Origin of the sequence: Allobaculum stercoricanis DSM 13633 (genome assembly GCF_000384195.1) — a bacterium.
In the GTDB taxonomy this organism is placed as follows: Bacteria; Bacillota_I; Bacilli_A; order Erysipelotrichales; family Erysipelotrichaceae; genus Allobaculum; species Allobaculum stercoricanis.
In genome coordinates this window covers 955037-980672 of record NZ_KB913034.1, presented here as the reverse complement: position 1 = coordinate 980672, position 25636 = coordinate 955037, and the positions used below count along the sequence as shown (strand labels likewise).

20 protein-coding genes are annotated in these 25636 nt (G+C 37.8%); 12 read left to right on the top strand and 8 right to left on the bottom strand.

All coding sequences use genetic code 11. The features are described 5' to 3' along the window. Nucleotides 1-92: 92 nt before the first annotated feature. Nucleotides 93-2723 (top strand): pyruvate, phosphate dikinase, encoded by a 2631-nt coding sequence (gene ppdK, locus ALLST_RS0104555; RefSeq protein ID WP_019892906.1) that lies wholly within the window; start codon nucleotides 93-95, stop codon nucleotides 2721-2723. A 567-nt stretch (nucleotides 2724-3290) separates the two neighbouring features. On the opposite strand, the gene ALLST_RS11770 is transcribed toward ppdK, so the two are convergent. The 5 genes from ALLST_RS11770 to mgtA (ALLST_RS0104530) form a co-directional block, all read right to left on the bottom strand. Beyond that, nucleotides 3291-3413 (bottom strand): hypothetical protein, encoded by a 123-nt coding sequence (locus ALLST_RS11770; RefSeq protein ID WP_019892905.1) that lies wholly within the window; start codon nucleotides 3411-3413, stop codon nucleotides 3291-3293. Nucleotides 3414-3445: 32 nt separating this feature from the next. Beyond that, nucleotides 3446-6211 carry a magnesium-translocating P-type ATPase gene (mgtA, locus tag ALLST_RS0104545; RefSeq protein ID WP_019892904.1) on the bottom strand — a complete coding sequence of 922 codons (2766 nt, stop codon included), beginning with the start codon at nucleotides 6209-6211 and terminating at the stop codon, nucleotides 3446-3448. A 160-nt stretch (nucleotides 6212-6371) separates the two neighbouring features. After that, the gene (locus ALLST_RS0104540; RefSeq protein WP_019892903.1) at nucleotides 6372-6680 is read right to left on the bottom strand and encodes a DUF3784 domain-containing protein; all 309 of its coding nucleotides are present in this window, start codon (nucleotides 6678-6680) and stop codon (nucleotides 6372-6374) included. A gap of 273 nt (nucleotides 6681-6953) precedes the next feature. Beyond that, entirely contained in the window at nucleotides 6954-7457 is a 504-nt protein-coding gene (locus ALLST_RS0104535; protein ID WP_019892902.1) for a winged helix-turn-helix domain-containing protein, read from the bottom strand. A 14-nt stretch (nucleotides 7458-7471) separates the two neighbouring features. Beyond that, on the bottom strand, nucleotides 7472-10132 hold the full coding sequence (gene mgtA / locus ALLST_RS0104530) for a magnesium-translocating P-type ATPase (RefSeq protein ID WP_026472781.1): 2661 nt from the start codon (nucleotides 10130-10132) through the stop codon (nucleotides 7472-7474). A gap of 635 nt (nucleotides 10133-10767) precedes the next feature. On the opposite strand from mgtA (ALLST_RS0104530), the gene epsC reads away from it, so the two are divergent. Both epsC and ALLST_RS0104520 read left to right on the top strand, forming a co-directional pair. After that, nucleotides 10768-11406 (top strand): serine O-acetyltransferase EpsC, encoded by a 639-nt coding sequence (epsC, locus tag ALLST_RS0104525; protein ID WP_019892900.1) that lies wholly within the window; start codon nucleotides 10768-10770, stop codon nucleotides 11404-11406. 80 nt (nucleotides 11407-11486) lie between these two features. Further along, nucleotides 11487-11840 carry a cyclophilin-like fold protein gene (locus ALLST_RS0104520; RefSeq protein WP_019892899.1) on the top strand — a complete coding sequence of 118 codons (354 nt, stop codon included), beginning with the start codon at nucleotides 11487-11489 and terminating at the stop codon, nucleotides 11838-11840. Nucleotides 11841-11945: 105 nt separating this feature from the next. Here ALLST_RS0104520 and ALLST_RS0104515 read toward each other — a convergent pair whose 3' ends face one another. Together ALLST_RS0104515 and ALLST_RS0104510 are read right to left on the bottom strand one after the other, a co-directional pair. After that, complete coding sequence (locus ALLST_RS0104515) at nucleotides 11946-14039, bottom strand: glutamine synthetase III family protein (RefSeq protein ID WP_019892898.1); 2094 nt, start codon at nucleotides 14037-14039, stop codon at nucleotides 11946-11948. A 223-nt stretch (nucleotides 14040-14262) separates the two neighbouring features. Continuing rightward, a complete protein-coding gene (locus ALLST_RS0104510; protein ID WP_019892897.1) occupies nucleotides 14263-14892 on the bottom strand; it encodes a GNAT family N-acetyltransferase in 630 nt (209 codons plus the stop codon). Between the two features lie 83 nt (nucleotides 14893-14975). On the opposite strand from ALLST_RS0104510, the gene ALLST_RS0104505 reads away from it, so the two are divergent. From ALLST_RS0104505 to ALLST_RS0104495, 3 genes are all read left to right on the top strand, one after another. Then, nucleotides 14976-15788 (top strand): MerR family transcriptional regulator, encoded by an 813-nt coding sequence (locus tag ALLST_RS0104505; protein WP_019892896.1) that lies wholly within the window; start codon nucleotides 14976-14978, stop codon nucleotides 15786-15788. 175 nt (nucleotides 15789-15963) lie between these two features. Then, nucleotides 15964-16440 (top strand): Cys-tRNA(Pro) deacylase, encoded by a 477-nt coding sequence (gene ybaK / locus ALLST_RS0104500; RefSeq protein WP_019892895.1) that lies wholly within the window; start codon nucleotides 15964-15966, stop codon nucleotides 16438-16440. Nucleotides 16441-16610: 170 nt separating this feature from the next. Continuing rightward, a complete protein-coding gene (locus tag ALLST_RS0104495; RefSeq protein ID WP_019892894.1) occupies nucleotides 16611-17927 on the top strand; it encodes an alpha-amylase family glycosyl hydrolase in 1317 nt (438 codons plus the stop codon). 172 nt (nucleotides 17928-18099) lie between these two features. Here ALLST_RS0104495 and ALLST_RS0104490 read toward each other — a convergent pair whose 3' ends face one another. Continuing rightward, nucleotides 18100-18513 carry a hypothetical protein gene (locus ALLST_RS0104490; protein ID WP_019892893.1) on the bottom strand — a complete coding sequence of 138 codons (414 nt, stop codon included), beginning with the start codon at nucleotides 18511-18513 and terminating at the stop codon, nucleotides 18100-18102. Nucleotides 18514-18905: 392 nt separating this feature from the next. Here ALLST_RS0104490 and ALLST_RS0104485 point away from each other — a divergent pair, with 392 nt between their 5' ends. From ALLST_RS0104485 to efp, 6 genes are all read left to right on the top strand, one after another. Beyond that, on the top strand, nucleotides 18906-19856 hold the full coding sequence (locus ALLST_RS0104485; RefSeq protein ID WP_019892892.1) for a helix-turn-helix transcriptional regulator: 951 nt from the start codon (nucleotides 18906-18908) through the stop codon (nucleotides 19854-19856). Further along, nucleotides 19840-21345 carry a DUF2779 domain-containing protein gene (locus ALLST_RS10140; protein WP_019892891.1) on the top strand — a complete coding sequence of 502 codons (1506 nt, stop codon included), beginning with the start codon at nucleotides 19840-19842 and terminating at the stop codon, nucleotides 21343-21345. The genes ALLST_RS0104485 and ALLST_RS10140 overlap by 17 nt, the downstream gene beginning before the upstream one ends. After that, nucleotides 21346-22320, top strand: a complete 975-nt coding sequence (locus ALLST_RS0104475) for a zinc dependent phospholipase C family protein (RefSeq protein WP_019892890.1) — start codon at nucleotides 21346-21348, stop codon at nucleotides 22318-22320. A gap of 216 nt (nucleotides 22321-22536) precedes the next feature. After that, nucleotides 22537-23379: a sulfide/dihydroorotate dehydrogenase-like FAD/NAD-binding protein gene (locus ALLST_RS0104470; RefSeq protein WP_019892889.1), complete on the top strand. Its 843-nt coding sequence runs from the start codon at nucleotides 22537-22539 to the stop codon at nucleotides 23377-23379. Then, nucleotides 23380-24798, top strand: a complete 1419-nt coding sequence (gene gltA / locus ALLST_RS10135; protein ID WP_051087241.1) for an NADPH-dependent glutamate synthase — start codon at nucleotides 23380-23382, stop codon at nucleotides 24796-24798. Between the two features lie 259 nt (nucleotides 24799-25057). Further along, a complete protein-coding gene (gene efp, locus ALLST_RS0104450; protein ID WP_019892886.1) occupies nucleotides 25058-25621 on the top strand; it encodes an elongation factor P in 564 nt (187 codons plus the stop codon). Nucleotides 25622-25636 lie beyond the last annotated feature (15 nt).

Here is a 25636-nt window from a genome sequence, read left to right as displayed (position 1 = left end):
CTTCAAATTGTAAGCGTTTATTTATTTATAATGAAAAGCGGTTACAATAAGTGAGTACAAAAAAACATTTTTTATTCACAAGGAGGAAAAGCATGGAAAAGAAATATGTCTATCTTTTCAATGAAGGCAATGCTGATATGCGTGACTTGCTAGGAGGCAAAGGTGCTAACCTAGCTGAAATGTCCAACCTTGGTATGCCAGTGCCAAATGGTTTTACAATTACTACAGAAGCTTGCAACAAATATTATGAAGACGGAGAAAAAATCTCCGATGAAATTCAATCCCAAATTTTCAAATATTTAGACTTATTAGAAAAAGAAACTGGTAAAAAATTTGCAGACCCCGAAAATCCATTGTTAGTCTCTGTTCGTTCTGGTGCGCGTGCATCAATGCCAGGGATGATGGATACCATTTTAAACTTAGGTATTAATGACGAAGTTGCTGATGCTATTGCAGAAAAATCAGGCAACCCACGGTATGCATACGACTCTTACAGACGTTTTATTCAAATGTTCTCTGATGTCGTTAAAGGCTTATCGAAAAAACGTTTTGAAGAAATCATTGACGAAATCAAAGCAGAAAAGGGAATTACAGAAGACCTCGACCTTGATGCAGATGACATGAAAAAATTGGTTCAGTTATTCAAAGAATTCTATCAAGAAAATATGAACGAAGAATTCCCAACTGATCCAAAGAAACAAATGATGGAAGCAGTTGAAGCGGTATTTAAATCTTGGAATAATGAACGTGCTATTTACTACCGCCGCCAAAACGACATTCCTTCTAGTTGGGGTACAGCCGTTAACGTCCAAATGATGGTATTTGGTAACCGTGGAAACGATTGTGGTACTGGTGTAGCATTCTCTCGTAACCCAGCTACAGGTGAAAATAAACTATATGGCGAATTCTTAATGAACGCCCAAGGCGAAGACGTCGTTGCTGGTGTTCGTACTCCAAATAGAATTGAACAACTTGCTGAAATTTCTCCAGAAGCTTACGAACAATTCAAGAAAATTTGTAATACTCTTGAACATCATTATAAAAATATGCAGGATATGGAATTTACCATTGAACATGGAAAATTGTATATGCTCCAAACGCGTAACGGTAAACGTACTGCACAAGCTGCTTTAAAAGTTGCTTGTGACATGGTGGATGAAGGACTGTTAACTCCTGAAGAAGCGTTAATGACTGTAGAAGCTAACCAATTAGACGCTCTTCTTCACCCAATGTTCGATCCTGAAGAACTAAAAAAAGCACAACCTGTAACTGCTGCTCTTCCAGCATCTCCAGGAGCTGCATGTGGTCAGATCGTGTTCTCTGCTGATGAAGCAATCGAAGAAGTCGCAAAAGGTAAAAAAGTCATTCTCGTTCGTCTTGAAACTTCTCCAGAAGATATTCAAGGTATGGCTGCTGCCGAAGGTATCCTTACAGTTCGTGGTGGTATGACTTCTCACGCTGCTGTTGTTGCTCGTGGAATGGGTGAATGTTGCGTATCTGGCGCTGGCGATATTTCTATTGCTGCTGATGAAAGCTCCTTTACAGTAAATGGCAAAACATTTAATCGTGGCGATTGGCTTTCCTTAGATGGTTCTACAGGTAAAGTTTATGGCCAAGCGATTAAAACAATTCCTGCTGAAATCTCTGGTTATTTTGAACGCTTTATGAAATGGGCTGACGAATCTCGTCGTTTACAAATCCGTACAAATGCTGATACGCCAAGAGATGCTGCCCAGGCAGTAAAATTTGGTGCTGAAGGTATCGGTCTTGTCCGTACTGAACATATGTTCTTCGATGGCGATAAGATCAAATCCATCCGTGAAATGATCCTTGCTAAAACAAATGAACAAATGGAAAATGCATTGAAGAAAATTGAACCATTACAACAAGAAGACTTTGAAGGCATTTATGAAGCAATGGAAGGCCGTCCAGTGACTATTCGTTACTTAGATCCACCTCTGCATGAATTCTTACCTCATAAACCAGAAGAAGTTGCAGAACTTGCAAACGAAATGGGTATGGGGGTTGAAGAACTCCAGGCAAAAGTAGATTCCTTACGCGAAGTGAACCCAATGATGGGTCATCGTGGAAGCCGTCTTGATGTTTCTTATCCAGGCATTGCTCGCATGCAAACTGAAGCCGTGATTCGCGCTGCATTAAATGTGAACAAAAAACACCCAGAATGGAACGTTGAACCTGAAATCATGTTGCCATTAATCGGTGATCTTAAAGAATTGAAATTCGTGAAGAAATTGGTTACAGAAACAGCAGACGAACTCATTGCTCATGAAGGATCTAATATGAAATATCATGTTGGTTCTATGATCGAAGTGCCTAGAGCTGCTTTAAAAGCTGGTGAATTAGCTACTGAAGCTGAATTCTTCTCATTTGGTACAAATGACTTAACACAGCTGACTTTTGGCTTCTCTCGTGATGATGCCGGAAGCTTCTTACCAGCATACTACTCAGCAAAAATCTATGAACAAGATCCATTTGCAAAATTAGACCAAGAAGGCGTTGGTGAATTGATTCAGATCGCTGCCCAACGTGGTCGTGCAACTCGTCCAAACTTACACTTAGGTGTATGTGGTGAACATGGTGGTGATCCATCGTCTATCGAATTTGTTGATGGCATTGGATTAGACTATGTATCTTGCTCTCCTTATCGTGTCCCAATCGCACGTTTAGCTGCTGCACAAGCTGCAATTAAACATAGAAAATAGAGAGTACCTCTATAAAATTTACAAACAATGAGCGGTGAGAATCATTTTAATTCTTGCCGCTTTTTTTCGGCGTTTCCGGTCATGATCTATGCGAAATTCTAAAATCGATGATGAATCTAACAAAAGCAAAGCTTAATTAATGGATGAAAATACTATAGATTCTAAGATTCTATAGACTAGCCAACGATTATTCATATTGAATCTATTTCGTCTTAGAAATGAATACTGCTAGATCTTGTCCATAAAGTGACTTTAAAGCAGAAGTCAAATTAAAAAGATGCACCAAGATTGACGTATTTTAAACGAAATACTTGGTGCAACTTAAATGAGTATGAATGGAATCCTGAATTATATTGACTACAAGCTAACCAATAATTTATATGTTCTCCTCTTCCTAAGAACATAGAATGATGATCATCAAAAAATATAATTCTGTAATATCTTTATTTTTTACTATCATAAATACACTGAGAACAAACTTCTGACGTTAATCATGGAATGAATGTTTAAGGTGGATCATAATAATTCGATATTGAGTTTTATTCGTTCTAGTTTATCGATGAATTTTTAGGCTTTAAACTCCAAAAAAACACATTCATCAAGATGACAATCAGAACGATCACAACCATAGATACCCAAAATCCCATATTCAGACCAAGCCAGTTGGTTTTTCCAAACATGGTTATCCATAAATATCTCCAATTCATGATGAACACCTCCATTTACAACAGCTCGCCATAGTGACGAACATATGCTTTTTTTAAGCTAGTTGCTAGAACCATATAGAGCAAGATGCAAGGGATTAAATAAGCAAAATAAGCAGCGGGCAGCGCGACAAATCCTAATGCCGTACCAATGGGCGTAAAGGGAATTATCGTCAAAACAGCGATGCCTATGATGCTGAGTAACGTTACGCTTAAGGAGGCATGGCTTTGGATAAATGGAATTTTTTCAGTTCGGATCATGTGAATGACCAAGGTTTGGCTCCACATCGACTCAATAAACCAGCCGGCCTGGAACATGCCAATGTATCGTGCTTGGATCGCGAATAGTTGTGCACCACTGTAGTGCGCTGCTAAATCGTTAAACAAGATGCCGCCAGAAATAAACAAAGGACAGATTACAAAATACATAAAAACATAGGTGGTAAAGTCGAAAATTGAGCTAGTTGGTCCGATCCAAATCATAAAACTTCCTACACTAGATGCGTCCCATTTCCGTGGCTTTTTGATGAATTCCTCGTCTACATTATCCCAAGGAATTGCTGTGCAGCTTAAATCATAAATCAAGTTTAGAAGGATAAGATGTACACTCATCATCGGCAAAAATGGTAACAATGCCGAGGCAGCAAGTACTGAAAACATATTGCCAAAGTTCGAGGATGCCGTCATTTTGATGTATTTGATCATGTTGATGTAGGTTTTGCGACCTTCAATGATACCTTGTTCCAAAACCATTAAATTTTTTTCGAGCAGAATGATGTCTGCTGATTCTTTTGCTACATCCACGGCGGTATCGACGGAAATACCAATGTCAGAAGCTTTCATTGCAGCAGCGTCATTAATCCCGTCACCCATATAGCCTACTGTATGACCATTTTCTCGTAGAATAGATACCACGCGGGCCTTTTGATAGGGGGCAAGCTTAGCGAATACATCGGTGGATTCTGCGACCTTTGCCAGTTGTTCATCGCTCATATTTTCGAGATCAGCTCCTAACAACATATTGTGAACTTCTAATCCAACCTGCTTGCAGATCGTACGAGTTACTTTGTCATTGTCGCCGGTCAGAATCTTAGTTGTTACGCCATGTGCTTTGAGGGCTTGAATCGCATCGGCACTCGATTCTTTTGGTGGATCAAGAAAAGCAAGATAACCCAATAACACCATGTCACACTCGTCCTTGACACCAAAGACGTCGACTGGAGAAGGATTGCTCTTTTGAGCAATAGCAAGTACACGGAACCCCTTGTTATTTAGAGCTTCTACAGTTGCAAGAATTTTATTGCAAATGGTTTTGGTCAAAGGCTCTACACAATGATCCAACTCTGCATAGGAACAGATGGAGAGCATTTCCTCTACCGCTCCTTTTGTCACCATCTGAGTTTTGCCAGTCTTGTCCTGTACAACTGTCGTTAATCTTCGACGAGAAAAGTCGAAGGGAATTTCGTCCACTTTTATATAGTTTTCGGACAGATCAACTAGTCGAGAGTCTTGCGCTTCTTCCTCTTCCGTTTTATGGATGATCGCAATATCCATTAGATTTTTATAGCCGGTCTGAAAGTAACTATTGAGATAAGCGTGACGAAGCACTCGAATATCGTCTTCACCGTTAACATTGAGGTGGTATTCCAGTACCACTTTGTCTTGCGTTAGCGTACCGGTCTTATCTGTGCACAGGATATCCATAGCACCGAAGTTTTGAATAGAGTTGAGGTTTTTGACAATCGTTTGTTTTTTGCTCATGGAAACTGCGCCTTTTGCAAGGCAAGTGGTAACGATCATGGGCAACATCTCTGGGGTAAGACCCACTGCAATCGAGATCCCGAACAAAAACGCATTCAGCCAATCGCCCTTTGTGACACCGTTGATGAAAAATACCAAAGGGACCATGATTAACATGAAGCGAATTAACACCCAAGAAATGGCGTTGACGCCTTTAGTGAAGTTCGTTTCTACTGATTCTTTGGCAATGGCGTTTGCCATCGAGCCAAATAACGTTCTATCTCCAGTGCAAACAACAACGGCAACCCCACTGCCGGACACCACATTACTTCCCATAAATGCGATGTTGGAATAATCGGTGATACTTTTGCATTCAGCATTTTCATGAGAGGTTTTTTCAATTGGTTCGCTTTCACCAGTCAAGCTTGCTTGACTAATAAACAAATCCTTTGTTTTAATCATACGCAAATCAGCTGGAATCATATCCCCGGCAGAAAGATGAACGATATCACCAACGACTAGATCATCCATGGGGATTTCCACCTTTTCTTGTTCTTTGCGAGTCACAGTGCATGTGGTGGTGATCATTGCTAAAAGCTTTTGCGCCGCATTACCACTTCGTGAATCCTGCACGAAACGAAGGGTTCCAGAGATCAGTACCATGGTTAAAATAATGGTCACTGTCATAGGGTTAAAATCGTTTGGGACGCTGCCAAAGAGGGAAAAGTAAGGAAACACCATATCTGTCAGTGCGGATACAATGGCCAAACAGAACAGTATTGCGGTAAAGGGATTGATAAAGACACTCGCTAGCTGTTTCGCAAGAGATTTCTTCTTTTCGTGGGTCACTTTATTACTACCGTTTTGTTTACGGCTAATGTTTATAGCATCTTCATCTAAACCACGTGGTGTAGTATGCAAGTTATGCATAATTTCTGTAACAGGATGGGTGGCCACAAACTGAATGCGGCGGTTTTGATCGTCATGGATCAAGTTATTTTGAATCTCATGACGAATCGTTAAACGTTTTTCTTTTTTGTTCATGGTTATTACCTCCTTATTTTGCTTTAGCAAAAGCGTTTATAGATAGCCTAGAAATGTAGAGACTTGGCTTATCATGCTCCATGCTTTTTCAAACTATTGCTTTTGTCTATGTCATTTACTTCGTTACGTTACAGAATTTGAAAATTCTGAATGCGACGAGTCAGTTTTGATATCGTTTGCTTTTGCTTATGTACCACACATCTAAAATTGCAATGAATGACCATGCGATCATCGTCGCAACAAACCAGGATTGATTGAATTTAGGAAAATAGCCTTTGATCAAAAATATGAAGCCATTCAAGGCAATGACCAGTCCGATATTGCGGCATAGGGGTTTAATTTTGATTTTGTCTTTTTCGCATTGGGGCATATTTGTCCAGGCATAAAGGTGAATGTGTCCATTACCTGTGGCAAATATAAGTCCTGCGATGATGAATAAAATGCCAAAAACTATGCAGATAAAGTTCATAGTAGATCACTCCTTTTGCTAATTGATTTTTGTTGTTTTGCTTTTATAGTCGTTGCAATAGGATTTAACATCCAAAGCAAGAAGAAACTGATCAACCCATCACACAATAGTTGAAAGAGCGAATCAGAACTCAAATTGTTCTTTTCATTGAAATTAGTTTCCTTTGACCGTGCAAAGCATAAAAAAATCGCAAGGAGGATCACATGGCGAAAACCTTGCGATTTCCTTGCGATTTAGCAAGAACTAAGGCGGACGCCGTAACGTTCGCCCATTTTATAATTGATCATTCATTTTGTAGCCGATCCCCCAAATGGTCAAGATGTACTTTGGTGCATCAGGATCAGGCTCGATCTTTTTTCTTAACTTTCGGATGAAGGCCATGATGTTGCTGTCATCGAGTAAATAGTCATCTGACCACACCGCCCGGTAAATCTGCTCCTTGGTAAATACCTCACCCCGGTTTTGAGCAAGGAAGTAAAGAATGTCAAACTCTTTTGGCGTTAGACTGACCTCTTTGCCTGCAAAAATAACCCGTCTACTTTTAGGATAGATCTCCAATTCGCCGATTTGAATTTCATCTGCTTGTTTAAGGTAAGGAAGTTTTGTGTCTTCCGTTCTACTCAGCAACAAAGAATTCACCTCTCCGCTAAGCATATTCACAACACCATCGCGCAGATCGTCAACACAATCGCTTACCGGGGGATCATTCGTCAGTTTTTCGAGTAGCCATGTGGTAAGGGAGGAATCCATGAGGACAAATCCGATACTTTTTTTCATGTGAATTCCTCCTTTCAAATCAATCCTTGATATTTCTTTTGATAAAACGCTTTGACTATTGTAGTCATCAGCATATACAAAAGCGCTATGCCCAAAAGAAATCCAAAGTACCAATGAGGCAACGCAATCAAGCCAAATAGCCCTGCCGCCTTGGTAAAGGTAATGCTAGTAAATATGACGATCCCGACAAGAGTAGTAAACATTACGTAAAAAGAAGGTCTACTTTGCAAGAAGGGAATTTTACGGGTACGAAGGAAATGTAAAATTAGCACTTGCGTCCACATCGATTCTAAAAACCAACCGGTGTGGAATATAGCCTCGTATTGAATTCGTAAGGCAGGATCGGTGAGTTGTAAATAGGTCACACCGCCACACAACATAGGGCAAAGAACAAAGTAGAGAAACAGGAAGGTTACAATGTCGAATAGCGAACTAATCGGACCAAAGGAGAGCATAAACTGTCCTAATGTCTTACCTGACCACTCTCTTGGTGAAAGGGTTTCCTCTTCGTCCACATTGTCCCATGGCAAGATTATGCACAATACATCGTAAAGCAAATTCAACAGCAAAAGTTGTAAGGCAGTCATAGGTAGAAAGGGCAAAAATGCACTAGCACAAATGATCGAGAGAATATTGCCAAAATTAGAACTAGCCGTGATCTTGATATATTTGAGCATATTCGTGAAGGTCTTTCGTCCTTCCAAAATTCCTTGTTCGAGAACACCGAGATCTTTTTGCAGCAAAACAACATCTGCTGCATCTTTGGCAGCATCTACCGCTGTATCTACTGATATACCAACATTCGCTTCACAAAGGGCAGGAATATCGTTGATACCATCTCCCAAAAAGCCGACAGTATGGCCGTTCTGTTCCAAGGCGGATACGAGTCGCACCTTTTGTCCGGGCGCTAGCTCAGTAAACACATGGACCCGTTCTACCTCAATTCTTAATTCATCGTCCGTCATTTCATTCAACTGTGCACCTGTTAGTACAACGTTAGCGCAAATGCCTACTCGACGGCAGATAGAAATTGCCACATCTGTTTGATCGCCTGTCAAAATCTTAGGTGTAACCTTCAAGCGCTTTAGCGAATCAATTGATGTTTTTGCGGTTTTCTTCGGAGCATCAAAAAATGCTAAGTACCCGATTAAAATCATGTTTTGTTCATCGTTTGGTGAGATCTGCGTTTGATGTCCCATGTTTTTTTGCGCGACGGCGATGACCTTCATGCCATCTTGTAGCATCTCGTCCACTACAGAAGAAACACTTTCTCTAACGTTTTCCATAGTGAACACATCTCCACGATACGCAATATGGCTGCAACGGGAAATGATGTGATCAATATCGCCCTTCATAATCATGTAGTTGTTGCCATCTGGGGCGTTTACAAGGGTGCTGACAATCTTGCGCGAATAGTCAAAGGGAATTTCGTCTTCTTTTTGATACGAAGCAAGTAGTGTAGCAAAATGATTCTGATGTAATGGCATAGTTTGACAAGATCGAATGGCATGATCAATCGGGTTGCGTACCCCAGAGTGATAGCTACTGTTGAGAAAAGCGAGATCCAATACCTCGTTACTTTCGTTTCCAAGCACATCCATGTAGTACTCTAGCAAGATGCCTTCATTCGTTAAGGTGCCGGTTTTATCCATGCATAATACGTCCATGCTACCAAACCCCTGCATTGCGTCGATGTCCTTGATGATGGTTTGTTTACGACCCATTAAAAGGCTTCCTTTTGCTAGGCATGCCGTGATCACCATTGGGAGCATTTCTGGCATCAATCCCACAGCTATAGATAGTGAAAACACAAAGGATTGAAGCCATTGTCCTTTGGTTATGACAAGAAGAATAAACACAAAGGGAATTAATACTGCCATAAAGCGGAGCATGACCCATGCAATAGAGTTTGCCCCATGTTGAAAGGATTTTTTGTTCTCAGTGTCCGGCTTTGCAAAATTGCCATAGAGCGTGTTCTTACCTACGGCGATGACTACGCCTTCCCCCTTACCACTGATTACAGTGGTTGCCATAAAAGCAAGGTTATCAAACTGCATGAGCGTTTTATGATTGTCATCGTCGAGGGTGCGACTGCTTTTTTCGACGATGGCGCTTTCTCCAGTAATGGCCGCTTGGGATATATAGAGATCCGAGACTTGAGTTAGACGAATATCTGCCGGCACACGATTTCCGGCAGAAAGAAGGACAACATCGCCTATGACGAGATTTTCTGCCGGAATCTCTACTCGTTCTCCTGCTCTTTTTACCATAATGTTCTCGTGAATGAGGCGGTTAAGCTGTTGAGCTGCATTTTTTGCCCGCAACTCTTGAATGAGACGGATCGAACCGCTGATGAATGTCATCGACAAGATAATGATGGCAGTGGATGTGTTTTTACTGAAATCCGAAGCGAGTAGAACATCCATGACAAGAGAGATAATCCCTAAGGTAAAGAGGATAACATTGAAAGGATTGATAAATGCTCGTCGCAGCCTGTAAAAAAACGTATCGTTTTTTCGCCCTGCAAAGCAATTTGCGCCAAACTTCTCCCGCATACTTTCTACTTCTTCACTCGTTAAGCCCTGCGGGGACGTACCGATATCTTTGTAAATTTGTGTAGGATCGCTATAGGCATATTTTGTGATGCGACGATCAAATGGGGTTGTTTTTGACACGGGATGATCCCTCCTTTTGTCTGACAATATCGTTATTTTAACATCATCACTTATAAACTCTTTTTTTATCATTGCTTTTTTACTCTTTGATTAAAGGGGGCAATTGTGCATGATACCTACTGTTATTTATATTTTTTCGATCATAGATGGTTCTATTTACGAATACAACAGCAGATCTATCAGGTTTATTTTCAATGCCATAAAGTGAATGTCTAAAAGCAATTTTCAAATATTTATCATTATGAAAATACATGAATCGTTCTCGAATCAAGTTCATTTATGATCGTGACTATACGAATAGCACTTCAATATCTAATTTTTACAAAAGTATACGCTTAACGCATTGTTGTGTTCATTCACCGATCCATCATTATAAATGGAGGTATACGATCGTTGGGGTTACTGAACTTAAAAGATCAATATCGATGATATTTGTGAGCTTTCATATCATTTGTGGTATTTGATGATCAAGAAAAAATTCATGGCTATTTACCTTTGAGATAAAACGCTTTCATTGTCTTTTTACATTTTCAAAATTTAATCTTTCGCTTCGCTTTTATGAAGAAAATGAGCTTGAAATACATATTTAAAATTTCGATTGATAAAATGTTGCTTAATAAAAAAGGGAGGATTCAATGAGCTATCATGAATTTATTAAGGAAGAAATAGCAGTTTTTATGGAACAAGACCCTTCCTTACATTCAAAAAGAGAAATTAAAATGATGCCTGGGTTCAAAGCAATCAGGACTTGGTATTTTTCACATCGACTTTATTTAAAGAAGCATTACGTACTCGCCCGCTGGTTGTCTTTAAAAAATCAACGAAAAACCGGGATCGATATTCATCCAGGAGCAACGATCGGCAAACGATTTTTTATTGACCATGGCGTAGGTGTTGTCATTGGTGAAACGTGTGTAATTGGTAATAATGTCAAAATTTATCAAGGCGTAACACTCGGCGGAACAGGCAAAGAAAAAGGGAGAAGACATCCAACAGTTGAAGATGATGTTTTGATCGGTGCTGGTGCGAAAATTATTGGTAACATCACTTTAGGTAGAGAAAGTAAAGTTGGAGCGGGGGCAATCGTTATTCGTGATGTATTGCCGCATGCAACAGTAGTGAGTCCACCAGCTTATCAAGTCCGATTAAAAAGTGGCAAAATGTCTAACCTTTGTGCGCAAGGCAAAGAAAGATGGAACTGTGAGAATGCTCATTTATGCATGAAAAATGGTTCATTGAACCAATGTCCACATACTAAAGATGACCAAAATTAAAAACAGAGTTGTTCTTATGCAACAAAGCGATACAATAGATAGCGTCAATAGTGATAAATAGAGATAAAGAAAAGGAATTAATGGAAATGAAAGTTAAATTTTCAGATGAATTCGGTAATCAGGTCATCTATAAAGTTCATGATGATGAACTATCTCATGCTTTTTGCAAAATGTTGCCTTTAACGGTTGTTTTACAAAAATCTGGATCAAACGAATTCTCTTTTGTAAGTCCTAAAAAAATGATTACTTACGATGCCTGCACGGCGCCAGGTGGTGTTGAAGCGCTTTGCTATCATCAACCATGGAATGAAGTCCTCATTTACTATGATGGATATTCTCAATACGAAGATCTTTATGAAATTGGTATGCCTATTAGTGGTAATGAACAAGCACGCCATCTTCATGGTCCAGTTTTTATTGAAGAAGTTCAATAATCTCATTCACGTTGTTTATTTTGCGGTAAGACATGTTTGTCCTTACCGTTTTTTTGTCTTCTTTTATTTCAAGATACAAAAAAAGCGGCTTAAGCCGCTTTTTGATTAAAGACCATATAAGAGTTTTCCATAAGTAGGGAATGGCCATGCAGTTGTTGCAGTAATGACTTCTAATTCATCACAGGGTACACGTAATTCATCCATTAATGGAACGATAGTTTCTTTTACATAGTTAGCTTTATCTTCAATTGTGTCAAATTGTTTAAGAACATCTTTGGCTTCAGACAATTTTTCACTAGCAAGGTAGGCTTGATCGAGTAAAGCCTGACCTTTTTTAAGAATTTCTACTTCATAAATTCCTGCATCTTTGCCTAATAATTGCATCTTAGCCAAAGCAGAATCTGTTAATTCTTTTTGATACTTCATCACTGCCGGTAAAATTTCTTTACGAGTAATGGATACCATCGTACATGCTTCGATGTTAAGCAATTTGACGTATTCTTCCATTAAAATTTCGTAACGAGAAACGGCTTCTTCACGGGTTAAGACGTGAGCGTGTTCAAATAATTGAATGTTTTCTTCCGCCTTCATGTAAGGAAGGGCATCAACGGCACTTGGTAAATTTAATAAACCACGGCGTTTTGCTTCTTCAACCCATTCATCAGAATAGCCATTACCATTGAAAATAATTCTAGAGTGTTTTTTGAAAGTATTTTGCAACAATTTATGAACAGCAGAATCGAAATCGTCTGCACCTTCTAAATAATTGGCAAATTGTTCTAAGGCATCTGCAATTGTTGTATTCAAAATCATATTGATTCCAGCAATGGATTGGCTAGAACCAGGCATTCTGAATTCGAATTTATTCCCTGTAAAAGCAAATGGACTAGTTCGGTTACGATCTGTTGCATCAATAGGAAGATTTGGTAAAACATCCGATCCAATATTCATAAATGCTTTGTCTTTTGAATCATAGTCTTCGTCTTTGATGATCGCTTCGATCACTGCTGCTAGATCTTCACCTGTAAAGATAGAAAGGATAGCAGGTGGTGCTTCATCCGCCCCTAAACGATGATCGTTTCCGGCTGTTGCAACAGAAAGGCGAAGCAAATCTTGGTGATCGTCGACTGCTTTTACAATCGCAGCCAAGAATACTAAGAATTGCAGATTTTCATATGGTGTATCACCTGGTTCAAATAAATTGATACCTGTATCTGTAGATAAAGACCAGTTGTTGTGTTTACCACTTCCATTGACGTATTCAAATGGTTTTTCATGTAATAAAGCAACCATGCCATGTTTTTTTGCTAAACGTTGAATAATTTCCATCGTTAATTGGTTCTGGTCAGTTGCTAAGTTTGTAGTTGTAAAGATTGGAGCAATTTCAAACTGGCCAGGAGCACATTCGTTATGTTGTGTTTTAGCCATGATTCCAAGTTTCCATAACTCGACGTTTAATTCATCCATAAAGGCTTTGACGCGAGGTTGGATTGTTCCAAAATAGTGGTCTTCCATTTCTTGACCTTTTGGACACATTGCACCAAATAAAGTACGGCCAGTATATTTTAAATCTCGGCGTTGTGAGTAATATTCTTTATCGATTAAGAAATATTCTTGCTCAGCACCAACGGTTGTATTGATTTTATGGACATCATCATTGCCAAATAAGTGGACAATGCGTAACGCTTGTTTCGTGATCGCATCCATTGAACGTAGTAGTGGAGTCTTTTTATCTAAAGCATGTCCAGTATACGAGCAGAATGCGGTTGGAATACAAAGAACACCTTCTTTAATAAAAGCATTACTTGTTGGATCCCAAGCGGTATAGCCACGTGCTTCAAATGTTGTACGTAATCCGCCATTTGGAAAAGAAGAGGCATCTGGTTCACCTTTGATTAACTCTTTTCCTTCAAAGGACATGATGACTTTTCCTGGTCCATCAGGATTGATAAATGAATCATGTTTTTCTGCAGTAATTCCATTCATCGGTTGGAACCAGTGAGTATAATGAGTAGCGCCTTTTTCGATTGCCCATACTTTCATGGCATGAGCAACAGCGTTCGCAATTTTACGATTTAAAGGAAGTCCTTGAATAATCGTTTTGCGAAGTTCTCTATACGTTTCTTTCGGTAGACGCTCCCGCATCGTAGCATCGTCAAAAACGTTTTCGCCGAAAATCTCTGTAACGTTCGTTTTCATCTGTCGATCTCCTGTTAACAAAAAAAAGGCAAAACTCCGCGAGCCGCACCAGTCTTCTAAGGTTGAAGGAATTGGATGAAGCAAATACGGCGTCATTGCCCTCAATGATGCAACAATACAAAGTTCAAAAGATCATGTCAAGAAATCTTGATGATGACGTAAAAAAAAGGATGGAAAATGAAATGAATTGATTGAAGAGTTCGTCCGCATTCATTTAGGAATATTAAGCAACGCTTAGCAGATATTCGTAAATAAAGAATTTCATGCTTGCGCGTTGCCCTTTAATGTTAAAGATATGTTCTTTTTCCACACATCTTTCCATACCTTGGTGTTCATAAAAGCCATAATTACAACTTGTATCTGTAAATAAATAGAAGTTATCTAATTTTTCTTGTTTCATATATTCAAGGGCAGATTGAAATAGCATTTTTCCTATCCCTTTACCTCTACATTCAGAACTAACCGCAAATAAAGCTAATTCAGCTGGATATTTTTTGTTGTTTTCATCAAGCAATTGTTGATCGATGCCATGAACGTTGCCGAAAATTTTTGAAACATTTCTCCCTTCTTTCGATAAAAATAAAGATAGGATTGCTTTGAATTGGGCAAAACGGTTCGAGAATGGGCATTTATGTTTGGCGATGTTGTTAGCCAGAATAATCCCAACAACTTTTCCATTCATAACCGCAACTCGAGAAAACGTATAGTTTGTTAAGCAACTTGTTAAAAATACACGAGCGAGTTTTGTGGCTATTTTAGGACTTGCAAATTCGTCATAATGCCATGTTTGGCGAATAATTCCTTCTAACTCATTAAAATCTGACTTGTGGTATTCACGTAATTGTACTTGCATAGTAATTCTCCTTGTTTTCATCGTATCCATTCTGTACGGTAAGGTATACAGTAACTGTAATGTCAACAAGGAGGCATTAAATAATGCGTAAAGAGACCAAAAAGCTAACGACTGCTCAATTTGCCAAGCTACATGAAGTCAATAAACGAACGCTGCATTATTATGATCAAATCGGACTATTTTGCCCCTATACAAAATCTGATCATGGTTATCGTTATTATGATGTTTCACAAAGTTTAGATTTTGAATATATCCGAATGTTAAAAGAATTGAATATGAGTATTGAAGAGATCGCCGCATTTCGTCAAAATCCAACACCGGCTGATTTTTTAAACATCGTGGATGAGAAAGAACAAGAAATTGACAAACAAATTCAAAAGTTAAGCAATATTCGAACGATCATTCAAAACAAAAAAGAACAGATCCTTTTCTGTGAAACTTTGCAAGGACAAACCATTCGAATTGAAGAGTGCGAAGAAAAACAGCTATTGGTTTATCCTCTAGATGTGACTCAAGATGATTTTTCGCAGATGTTTGCGCATTTAAAAGAGATCTGGGGAATTGCACAAATTCGAATGGGGATTGGAAGTTATATAGCACTCGATTCAGTTTATGAGATGGATTTCGAACGCTATGACGGTATCTTTACTGTGGCATTGAATCCGAAAACAGATTTGGATTGTTTTGTTAAACCAAAAGGAAAATATCTTTGTGGATATCAAAAAGGAGAATGGGACGATTTACCCAACTTATATCAACAGATGCTTGATTATGCAAAAAGCCACCATCTTGAACTAACTGGTTATGCTTATGAAGTAGGAATGAATGACTTTGTTATTTCAAAAGAAGTGGACTATATCACCAAAATCATGATTCAAATTGTTGAAAATAAATAGGTTTCACGATATTTAGGAATAGAAGCTTATTCCATTCTAATTCAATGTTTCATTCATTTTAAAAATTACTATAATGTATCTTCGTATTATGTTCGATACATATTCCTTGAATAAAAAAATTTACAAGGTTTGTTCCATTGTGAATTAAAAAATTGAGGATCAGAAAGGATAGACTATGAAAATTAAAAAAACAAATGCCATGCGCCATTTAGATACATTAAAAATTCCTTACTCTGTACATGAATTAAAATTAGGTGAAGCGGTTGATGCGATCACAGTCGCTAATCAATTAGACGCTTCAGTTGATCGTGTTTTTAAAACATTAGTTACAGTATCCAATGATAAAGAATATTTTGTTTTCATGATTCCAGCCCAAGCCCATCTATCTTTAAAAAAAGCAGCTAAAATTGTGGGCAAAAAGAAAGTCGAAATGATTGCGCAAAAACAATTACTCCCTTTAACTGGCTATGTTCATGGGGGATGTTCACCACTAGGAATGAAAAAACAATTTCCAACTTATTTTGATCAGAGTGCATTAAACTTTGAGACAATTTATTTTTCAGCTGGAAAAATTGGCGTCCAAATTGAAATGGACCCACAATATTTAGATCCATCCGCGAAAGCAAAACCGGCTGATCTTTGTGAAGAATAAGATTGAAAAAACGTCCATTGCAATGGACGTTTTTGTTTTAAAATTTGAATTTCGATATAATAAAATCAATGTTTATCAAGATTGAATGGATTCATTTGTGATGGGGAAAGGACAAAGGATATGCCATTTAATCTTTAATTGCAAAAAATAATGAAAAGAAAGGGAATTGAATGAAAGTAGTTGAACGTAATATATATCAAATTTATCCTCTAGGTGCAGTCGGGGCTCCATTTGAAAATGATTTTAAATTGGAACATCGAATTCTTCACTTGATTTCACCTGAGTGGCTTAAACACTATAAAAAGCTGAGAGTGAATACCATTTTATTAAATCCTGTTTTTCAATCGACCTCTCATGGGTATAACACGATCGATTTTCATACTGTCGACCAAAGATTAGGGACAGTTGAAGACTTACAACTTGTTTGTCAAACACTTCATAATCAAGATTTACATGTTCTATTTGATGGTGTATTTAATCATGTGGGACGAGATTTTTCACAATTTCAAGACGTCTTAAAAAGACGTCGTCTTTCGGAATATAAAGATTGGTTCATGATCGATTTTGATGGCAATAATTCATACGACGATCACTTACGCTATGAAAACTGGGAAGGACATGATGAGCTTGTTCGCCTGAATTTAAAAAATCCAAAAGTGCGCGAGTTTATTTTTGATGTCATTGATGAGTGGATCGATTTATACCATATTGATGGTTTACGATTGGATGTTGCTTATTGCCTTGATCAAGATTTTTTAAGATATCTCCATCATCATGTTAAACAAAAAAATCGCCATTTCTTCTTACTTGGCGAAACATTACATGGTGATTATAACCAATGGATGAATAATAATATGTTGGATTCAGTCACCAACTATGAGTGTTATAAAGGATTGCATTCCTCTTTTAATACGCGAAACTTCTTTGAAATCATGTATTCTTTCAACCGTCAATTCGGAAAAGAACCTTGGTGTTTATATACCGGAAAACATCCGTTATCTTTTGTAGATAATCATGATGTCAATCGCATCGCTTCTATTTTAGAAAAGAAAGAATGGCTTCCACTCATTTATGCTATGTTATATGCGATGCCTGGTATTCCTAGCGTATATTATGGAAGTGAATGGGGAATTGAAGGTGTTAAAAACTATAATGACACATCTTTAAGACCTTATATTGAAAAGCCGGAATGGAATGAACTTTGTGATTTAATCAGTGTTTTAAATCGTATGCGTCATCTCCATTTAGAACTCGTATATGGGGATTATACACAAATCGCTTTAAGTAATCTTTATTGTATTTTCGAAAGAGCTTATCAAGGAAAGGCAATTTGGGCTTGTTTCAATATTAAAGATGAGCCTATGGATATTCCAGTTAACTCGACGAAAGATGGAATCAACTTATTTACTGACGAAGTGGAAAAAATTCCAGGCTTTGTTCATATGGAACCTAACTCCTTTAAGTTTATTTTCTTTCGCTACTTCTAATCAATGGTGATCAGATCGAATAATATCATCAATCTATAAAATAGGTATAAAAATCAAGGTGTGATTCGTATAGTAAAGAATTGCACCTTTTTCTTTGTTTTTGATGCACTAAATAAACAAAGAAAAAGGAATCAATCGTTTGACTGATCCCTTCATTTCTTTATATTTGGAATTATTCAGCAGCTTGTTTAACAGCGTCTAAATAACTAGCGATGTAAACTGTGCATCCAGTTTTAACGTCTTCTTCAGCGTAACCGTCAGCGTTAACTTTAACGGCATCGATTCCGTTTTCAACGATGTAGTTTTCTAAGAATTCGATTTGTTCGTTCCATTCTTTACCGATAGAAGAAGCGTCTTTCATTCCGTATTCTTCGCCTAAATCTTTTTTAGAAACGCCTTCATCATCAAATTCATCGATAACAACTTTAACGATTTTTCCAGATTCGTCTTTAGTTACAGTAGCAGTAACGTTTTCAACAGTAGCTGTTTTTTCAGTTTCGCCAGCAGCTTTATCGGAATTACCGTTGCTGCATCCTACGAATAACATAGCAGCAGTCATTGCAGCTGCAAGAATTTTTTTGTTCATTAAATAGTCCTCCTCTTCTCAATGAGATTAAGACAAAATTATTTTTTTTCTCCTAATCACTTTTCGAAATCCTAAACATAATAACAGATTAAAAACTTTCAATGTGTTTCATGTTTTCTGAAAAATTTCATTTAAATATAAAACGAACAAAATAAAAAACGAAGCCTTAAAAGGAAGGTATATATGCCAATTAGGATCATAAATTATCTTCTAATTTAGTTTTTGAAAGATTTTTTACGATTTTTAATTTAAATGATTTAAATTTCAACAAAACACTTACATTTTTTTGAAATACAACACTTTCAAACAACTATCCTTTAAGATGGACTATAGACGATCAAATTATGAACAATCTGTAAATTTGATTTATATCATTAATTACTGGAGATATCATGAATCGAACCGCTAAATGTATCCAAATGTTAATCCTTCTTAAAAACAAAAATATTGTTTCTATTGAAGAACTTGCACAAAAACTTAACACGAATCCACGGAATATTCGGGAATATAAAAAAGAATTAGTTGAAGCTGGATATACGATTCATTCGTATCGGGGATCGAATGGGGGATACCAACTTGATCATCGTGCACGTCTTATCTTGCCACAACTGACAAATGAAGAAATTCACGCTTTAATTCATGTCAATGAATACTTGCAAGCAAATCTTTCGCTAAGTTGGGAAAAAAATGCCATTCAAGGCTTAGAAAAGATTATCGCCCAAATTAATGGAGATTTGCGCGAGCAAGAATGGCTATTTGTTTATCACAATGGAAAACCTATTTCTAAAAAAGTAAGCAAACTGCTTTATACTATTCGTAAAGCGATTTACTCAAGCAATACGTTAGAGATGGATTATCAAGCAATTCATGCCACTACATCGAAAAAACGCTTTGTTGATCCATATGCTTTGATTTTAAAAGATCGCTATTGGTATTTATGCGGTTATGATCATACCCATTGTGAATACCGAACTTACCGTGTTTCGGAGCAACGGATGCATTCTGTTGAACCAACATTCCAATATTTTACACGGGATAAACAATTCCACCTCACAGACCACATTGGACAGCGAGCGCTAGTCGAACAACAAATGGTTCATTATGTCGTTGAAATCAATGAAGATAAACTCCGCCCTTTTTTAGAAATTGAATGGGGAGAAAACTTAATTGAAATAGAACCGATCCGTTCGAATTGGCATCGTTTTGCATTCGATAGTGATGACGAAGAAGAGGTATTTAAACAGCTATATAAATTACAAAATCAAATTCGTTTGTTAGAACCTGAAAAAAACAAACAAAAATATTTGAAGGGACTGAAAGATATTCTTGAAAACTACAACTAACCAATCTGTCCATACCAATCAACTTGTTCAAGCCCTCAATTGTCCAAGACGATTTTTATATGCACAAAGCCTTGCGCAAAGCACAATTTTGTTTCCGCTTCGAACGGAATACTATGAACAATTAGAAAAACTTGTTCGACCATTCGCACTGATTAGTGGTCAACCTCATGATCCAACCCAACGTTCTTTAGACATTTTAAAAGCTGAGACTTGTGGACGAAACCTTCGTTTTGAAAAAGATGGTTTGCGCACAAACATTCCATTTTTGTTTGAAAAAGAAGATGGGACGTATAAAGCGATTTATCCTTATTGTTCCACTTCGCCTAAAGAATCTCTTTTAAATGGACTCGTAATCGATACGATGATTTGTCAAGCTTGTGGAGTTGATATTAGTGAGCACGAGTTTGTTTATTTAAATCCAAGTTATGTACGCAAAGAGAATTCTCAACCCGCTGATTTCTTTAAAATCACTTCTCACTTAATGAAAAAACGGGGCGGTTTTAATCGCTTAAGTGCTACGGAACAAATTCAGCAAAAAATGAGTCATATCCGTTTTGAACAATTAGCCCAAATGACGCAAAAATTACTTCATTCTAACTTAGATGACTTTTGTGTGCGCCGTGTGAGTGCTTGTACCCGACCCAATAAATGTCCGTATTATGAAGAATGCTTCAATGAACAAGATTTACCGGATTTCGCTAGTGCTTTTTTATCCAGTTCGAGCAGTAGAGAATGGATCGAAGAAAAAGGAATTACTAGATTAAGCGATATTACTAGCGATTTGTTTGAAGGAACGCCGATGCAATATGCGCAAATTAAAGCGGACCAAAATGGCGGGCTGTTCATGGATGAGCAAGCTATTCGTTATTGGATAGAACAAATTGAATATCCAATTAGTTATCTAGATTTTGAATGGGAAACCTTCGCAATTCCACCATATGTCAATATGAAAGCTTTTGACGTGTTGTGTTTTCAATATTCTATTCATATTGAAGATGAACAAGGTCAGCTTGATCATAAGACGTTTTTTGCGACTGGAGATTGTCGAAAAGATTTTATTGATCATTTACTGCAGGATATTCCTGAACAAGGCAGTATTATGGTTTTTAATATGGAAGGTGCCGAAAAGTTGCGTCTACGGCAACTTGCAAACCAGTATCCCGAGTATCGTATTCAACTTGAACAACTTGCCAATCGCATGATCGACTTGCAATCACCATTTGAAAATGGATGTTTCTATGATTTAAGACAAAGAGGGAAAAGCTCACTCAAAACTTTGATGCCATTGTTTTCATCTCGGGCAAGCTATGAACAACTCGATATTCATAATGGTATGGAAGCTGTTTTTGCCTATCGCCAAGCTTTGCTTTCTAAAGACCCTGATGAAGTAGCAAAAATAGGTCAACAGATTAGTGAATATTGTTCGATGGATACTTATGCAGAACGGGAATTATTTCTGGGTTTAAAAAAGAAGTTGGAGGAACTATAGATGCCTAATTTAGTTACACATGCGCTATTTTGTGAAGATGTGATGAAAAGCTTAAATGATCCAGTATTGAATCGCTATCCGATGTTTGCGATCACTGGCTCACAAGGACCTGACTTTTTATTCTTTTATCACACAACACCAACCAAACTTTTATTACCAAATAAAATCTCTCAATTTGGCCATAAATTTCATGAAGAAAATGTCAATGCTTTTTATGCCAGTGCACTAGAATCGATTCGTCGTGAAAAGAAACATCCGATTCAACAAGAAATGATCGCTTATCTTTGTGGTCATCTTTGCCACTGGGCAATGGATAGTACATTCCACCCTTACGTTTACTACCGTACAGGTAATTATAGTTATTCAGCAAAATGTGCTTTCTATCATCACCGGTTTGAATCTTTATTAGATGCGGCAATGCTCAAATATAAAAAGAACACAACAATCACTGACTATGATCCAGGAGAAGAATGTCTTTCGACAAGTCTTCCTGTAGCTCGCGCAATTTGTCGTATCTATATTCCAGCAATTCAACAAATTTATGACACTAAAATTGAACCAACAGCGATTGTAGAAGCTTTGCAAGACTGGAAAACGATGCAAAAAATTTTCCGTGATCCAAAAAATTATAAAAAAGGATTCCTACAACCGATCGAAAAAGCATTAGGCTTACAACACGCACTTTCAGGCTTTTCGATTCCAAACGTATGTGAGGATAATGTCGATATTTGTAACTTATTGCATAAACAATGGAAAAACCCAGCTTCATTAGAAGAATCAAATGCAAGTTTGTTTGATCTCTATAAAGAAGCACAACAAAAAGCAATTACTGTTATTTCTTACTTTTTAAAGGCGATTAAAGATCCAAAAAGTGAAGAAAAAATGTTGGAATTTATCGGGGATCGTAACTACGAAATGGGACTTCCAAACGGTTATGAAATGAAAGAATTCGATATTATTGACCTTTCGATCTAAAACGGTACATCGTTGATATTGAAAAAAGATCTATTTCTTACTCAAGAATGTAAATTATTGAAAGCGAATGTAAATATAATTACATAAAGTTTTTTGTTTTTACAAAAACAGGTTATACTAATCAAGATCAAGCAATTTAATATTGGAAATTCATTCTGTTTTACATCCTTATCATCGTAAATCAGTTAATAAGAATTAAAGAAATGGAGAAAGAGAATGTATAAAATTCTTCGCAAAAAAGTTTTAAACCCAACAGTCATTTCCATCACAGTTGAAGCGCCTAACGCTGCACGCCTTGCCAAAGCAGGCCAATTTATCATCTTGCGAGTTGACGAAGAAGGTGAACGTGTTCCTTTTACGATTGCTGATGCCAATCCACAAGAAGGAACAGTGACGATTATTTACCAAGTCGTAGGTGCATCTACTCGTAAACTCATGGCTTTAAATGAAGGGGATTATTTAGCTGACTTTGCTGGTCCTCTTGGCAAACCTTCTGAAATTGAAGGTGAAAATGTCGTCATTATTGGTGGTGGTGTTGGATGTGCTATTGCTTTACCAACAGCTAAAGCATTCCATCAAGCAGGAAAACATGTCGATACAATTGTCGGCTTCCGCAATAAAGATCTTGTGATTTTAGAAGATGAATTTAAAGCTGTTTCTGATCATTACTATTTAATGAGTGATGATGGTAGTGTTGGTGAAAAAGGATTAGTGACTCAAAAATTAGAAGAGCTCATTCAAAGCGGACAGAAAATCGATAAAGTCATCGCGATTGGACCACTAATCATGATGAAATTCGTCTGCCAATTAACAAAACAATATGATATTCCAACAGTTGTCTCCATGAACCCTATCATGATTGACGGTACTGGTATGTGTGGCGGATGTCGTTTAATGGTTGATGGCAAAATGAAATTTGCTTGCGTTGACGGACCAGATTTTGATGGCCATCTCGTTGATTTCGATGCGGCAATGTCTCGTAACCGTCAATACTTTGAAAAAGAACGTCATGACTATGAAGCAACATGCAATTTGCTCAATAAAAAGGAGGAAAACTAAATGCCTAATATGCGCATGGATAAAAACCCAATGCCTGCACAAGATCCAAATGTGCGAATTACTAACGTTGAAGAAGTAACTTTGGGTTACACTCCTGAAACGGCGATCGATGAAGCAAAACGTTGCTTAAATTGTAAACACAAACCTTGTGTAGAAGGTTGCCCAGTAAATATTCATATCCCTGATTTCATTGCTAAAGTTGCTGAAGGGGATTTTGCAGGAGCTTATGAAATTATCTCTTTAACAAGCTCATTACCTGCTATTTGTGGTCGTGTTTGTCCCCAAGAAACACAATGTGAGTCCAAATGTGTTCGTGGCATTAAAGGTGAACCAGTCGCAATTGGTCGCTTAGAACGCTTTGTTGCGGATTATATGAGAGAACAAGGCGAGGCGCCTTTAGCTGCTCCACAAAGAAATGGTCATAAAGTCGCTATCGTTGGTGGTGGACCTGCGGGTTTAACTGCTGCAGGCGATTTAGCAAAACTTGGTTATCAAGTGACTGTATTTGAAGCGTTACACGTTGCTGGTGGTGTTTTAATGTATGGAATTCCTGAATTCCGTTTACCAAAATCGATCGTGCAACATGAAATTTCTAAATTATCCAATTTAGGCGTTGAATTTGTCACAAACTATATTGTTGGTCGTTCTGGTACGATCGAAGATCTTGAATCCGATGGCTACGAAGCAATCTTTGTTGGATCTGGTGCCGGTTTGCCAAACTTCATGAATATGCCTGGAGAAGAATTAAAAGGGGTATATTCGGCAAATGAATTCTTAACTCGCTTTAACTTAATGAAAGCCTACAAAGACGATAGTGATACACCAATTCAACACCCAAGAAAAACCGTTGTCGTAGGTGGTGGTAACGTGGCAATGGATGCAGCTCGTTGTGCACGTCGCTTAGGTTCTGAAGTCCATGTTGTTTATCGTCGTTCTTTAGAAGAACTTCCTGCTCGTAAAGAAGAAGTCGAACACGCAATGGAAGAAGGAATCATTTTTGATTTATTAAATAACCCAGTTGAAGTGCATCCGGATGAAAACGGAAATGTTGCTTCTGTAGAATGCATCAAAATGGAACTCGGTGAACCAGATGAATCCGGACGTCGTCGTCCTATTGCGAAAGAAGGAAGCAATTTCTTAGTTGAAGCAGACTGCATGATTATGGCAATCGGAACATCTCCAAACCCATTGATTCGTTCAACTACAGAAGGTTTAGAAACGAATCGTAAAGGTTGCTTGATCGTAGATGAAAATGAAATGACTTCTCGTCAAGGAATTTTTGCCGGGGGAGATGCTGTTACTGGCGCAGCAACTGTTATTTCGGCAATGGGTGCCGGTAAAAAAAGCAGCAGCAGCAATGGATCAATTCGTCCAGAAAAAAGTTCGCGAAAACGCCTGACGTTTTCTACTTCTAATTGAATTAAAACTGCTCAATGCCTTTATGAATGGAAGGTGCAAATGAGCAGTTTTTCTTTCGTGATTTTGAAGTATATTTTAAATTGATCAATAAAGATAGCGTTTCAAAATTGAGTCAAATCGAAAATATGTTCGATATTCTCGACACAAACGAAGACGATTCAAATTTTAGCGATGGATAAAGCTAAAATCATTGACACAAAAACGAAAACTATTAGAATAAAGATCTGTAAATTTAGACAAAATAAGGAGTTATATAAAGATGATTAGTTCCAACGATTTAAAACCGGGTCAAACAATCACTGTAGATGGTGAAATTTATATCGTATTAGATACTTTACAAAACAAAACAGCACGTTCCGCAATGGTCGTAAAAGCAAAAGTTCGTAACCTTCGTACTGGAAGTAACGTTGAACTTTCTTGGGGCGGCGGCGAAAAAGTAGAACCAGCTATGATCGACAAACGTGAAATGCAATATTTATATGATACTGAAGATGCAATGGTCTTCATGGATAACGAAACATATGAACAAGTAGAAATTCCTATGGTTCGTCTTGAATGGGAACGTAAATTCGTTAAACCAAACGACAACGTAAATATCACAAGCTATGAAGGAGAAATCATCGGTGTTTCTCTTCCAGATAAAGCAACTCTCCAAGTTGTTGAATGCGAACCAGCAGTTAAAGGAGACACTACTTCTTCTGCTCAAAAGAACGCAAAACTTGAAACTGGTCTTGAGTTAAAAGTGCCATTATTCATCAACGAAGGAGAAATGATCGTCGTTTCAACTGCTGACGGTAAATACTCCGGACGCGCTAAATCCTAATCCAAGAGCCGCCCT

What these genes read in the sequence shown, in the direction of transcription:
- ppdK (WP_019892906.1), top strand. Translation starts at nt 93, where the DNA reads ATGGAAAAGAAATATGTCTATCTTTTCAATGAAGGCAATGCTGATATG.
- ALLST_RS11770 (WP_019892905.1), bottom strand. Translation starts at nt 3,413, where the DNA reads ATGGATAACCATGTTTGGAAAAACCAACTGGCTTGGTCTGAATATGGG.
- mgtA (WP_019892904.1), bottom strand. Translation starts at nt 6,211, where the DNA reads ATGAACAAAAAAGAAAAACGTTTAACGATTCGTCATGAGATTCAAAAT.
- ALLST_RS0104540 (WP_019892903.1), bottom strand. Translation starts at nt 6,680, where the DNA reads ATGAACTTTATCTGCATAGTTTTTGGCATTTTATTCATCATCGCAGGA.
- ALLST_RS0104535 (WP_019892902.1), bottom strand. Translation starts at nt 7,457, where the DNA reads ATGAAAAAAAGTATCGGATTTGTCCTCATGGATTCCTCCCTTACCACA.
- epsC (WP_019892900.1), top strand. Translation starts at nt 10,768, where the DNA reads ATGAGCTATCATGAATTTATTAAGGAAGAAATAGCAGTTTTTATGGAA.
- ALLST_RS0104520 (WP_019892899.1), top strand. Translation starts at nt 11,487, where the DNA reads ATGGAAATGAAAGTTAAATTTTCAGATGAATTCGGTAATCAGGTCATC.
- ALLST_RS0104515 (WP_019892898.1), bottom strand. Translation starts at nt 14,039, where the DNA reads ATGAAAACGAACGTTACAGAGATTTTCGGCGAAAACGTTTTTGACGAT.
- ALLST_RS0104510 (WP_019892897.1), bottom strand. Translation starts at nt 14,892, where the DNA reads ATGCAAGTACAATTACGTGAATACCACAAGTCAGATTTTAATGAGTTA.
- ALLST_RS0104505 (WP_019892896.1), top strand. Translation starts at nt 14,976, where the DNA reads ATGCGTAAAGAGACCAAAAAGCTAACGACTGCTCAATTTGCCAAGCTA.
- ybaK (WP_019892895.1), top strand. Translation starts at nt 15,964, where the DNA reads ATGAAAATTAAAAAAACAAATGCCATGCGCCATTTAGATACATTAAAA.
- ALLST_RS0104495 (WP_019892894.1), top strand. Translation starts at nt 16,611, where the DNA reads ATGAAAGTAGTTGAACGTAATATATATCAAATTTATCCTCTAGGTGCA.
- ALLST_RS0104490 (WP_019892893.1), bottom strand. Translation starts at nt 18,513, where the DNA reads ATGAACAAAAAAATTCTTGCAGCTGCAATGACTGCTGCTATGTTATTC.
- ALLST_RS0104485 (WP_019892892.1), top strand. Translation starts at nt 18,906, where the DNA reads ATGAATCGAACCGCTAAATGTATCCAAATGTTAATCCTTCTTAAAAAC.
- ALLST_RS0104475 (WP_019892890.1), top strand. Translation starts at nt 21,346, where the DNA reads ATGCCTAATTTAGTTACACATGCGCTATTTTGTGAAGATGTGATGAAA.
- ALLST_RS0104470 (WP_019892889.1), top strand. Translation starts at nt 22,537, where the DNA reads ATGTATAAAATTCTTCGCAAAAAAGTTTTAAACCCAACAGTCATTTCC.
- gltA (WP_051087241.1), top strand. Translation starts at nt 23,380, where the DNA reads ATGCCTAATATGCGCATGGATAAAAACCCAATGCCTGCACAAGATCCA.
- efp (WP_019892886.1), top strand. Translation starts at nt 25,058, where the DNA reads ATGATTAGTTCCAACGATTTAAAACCGGGTCAAACAATCACTGTAGAT.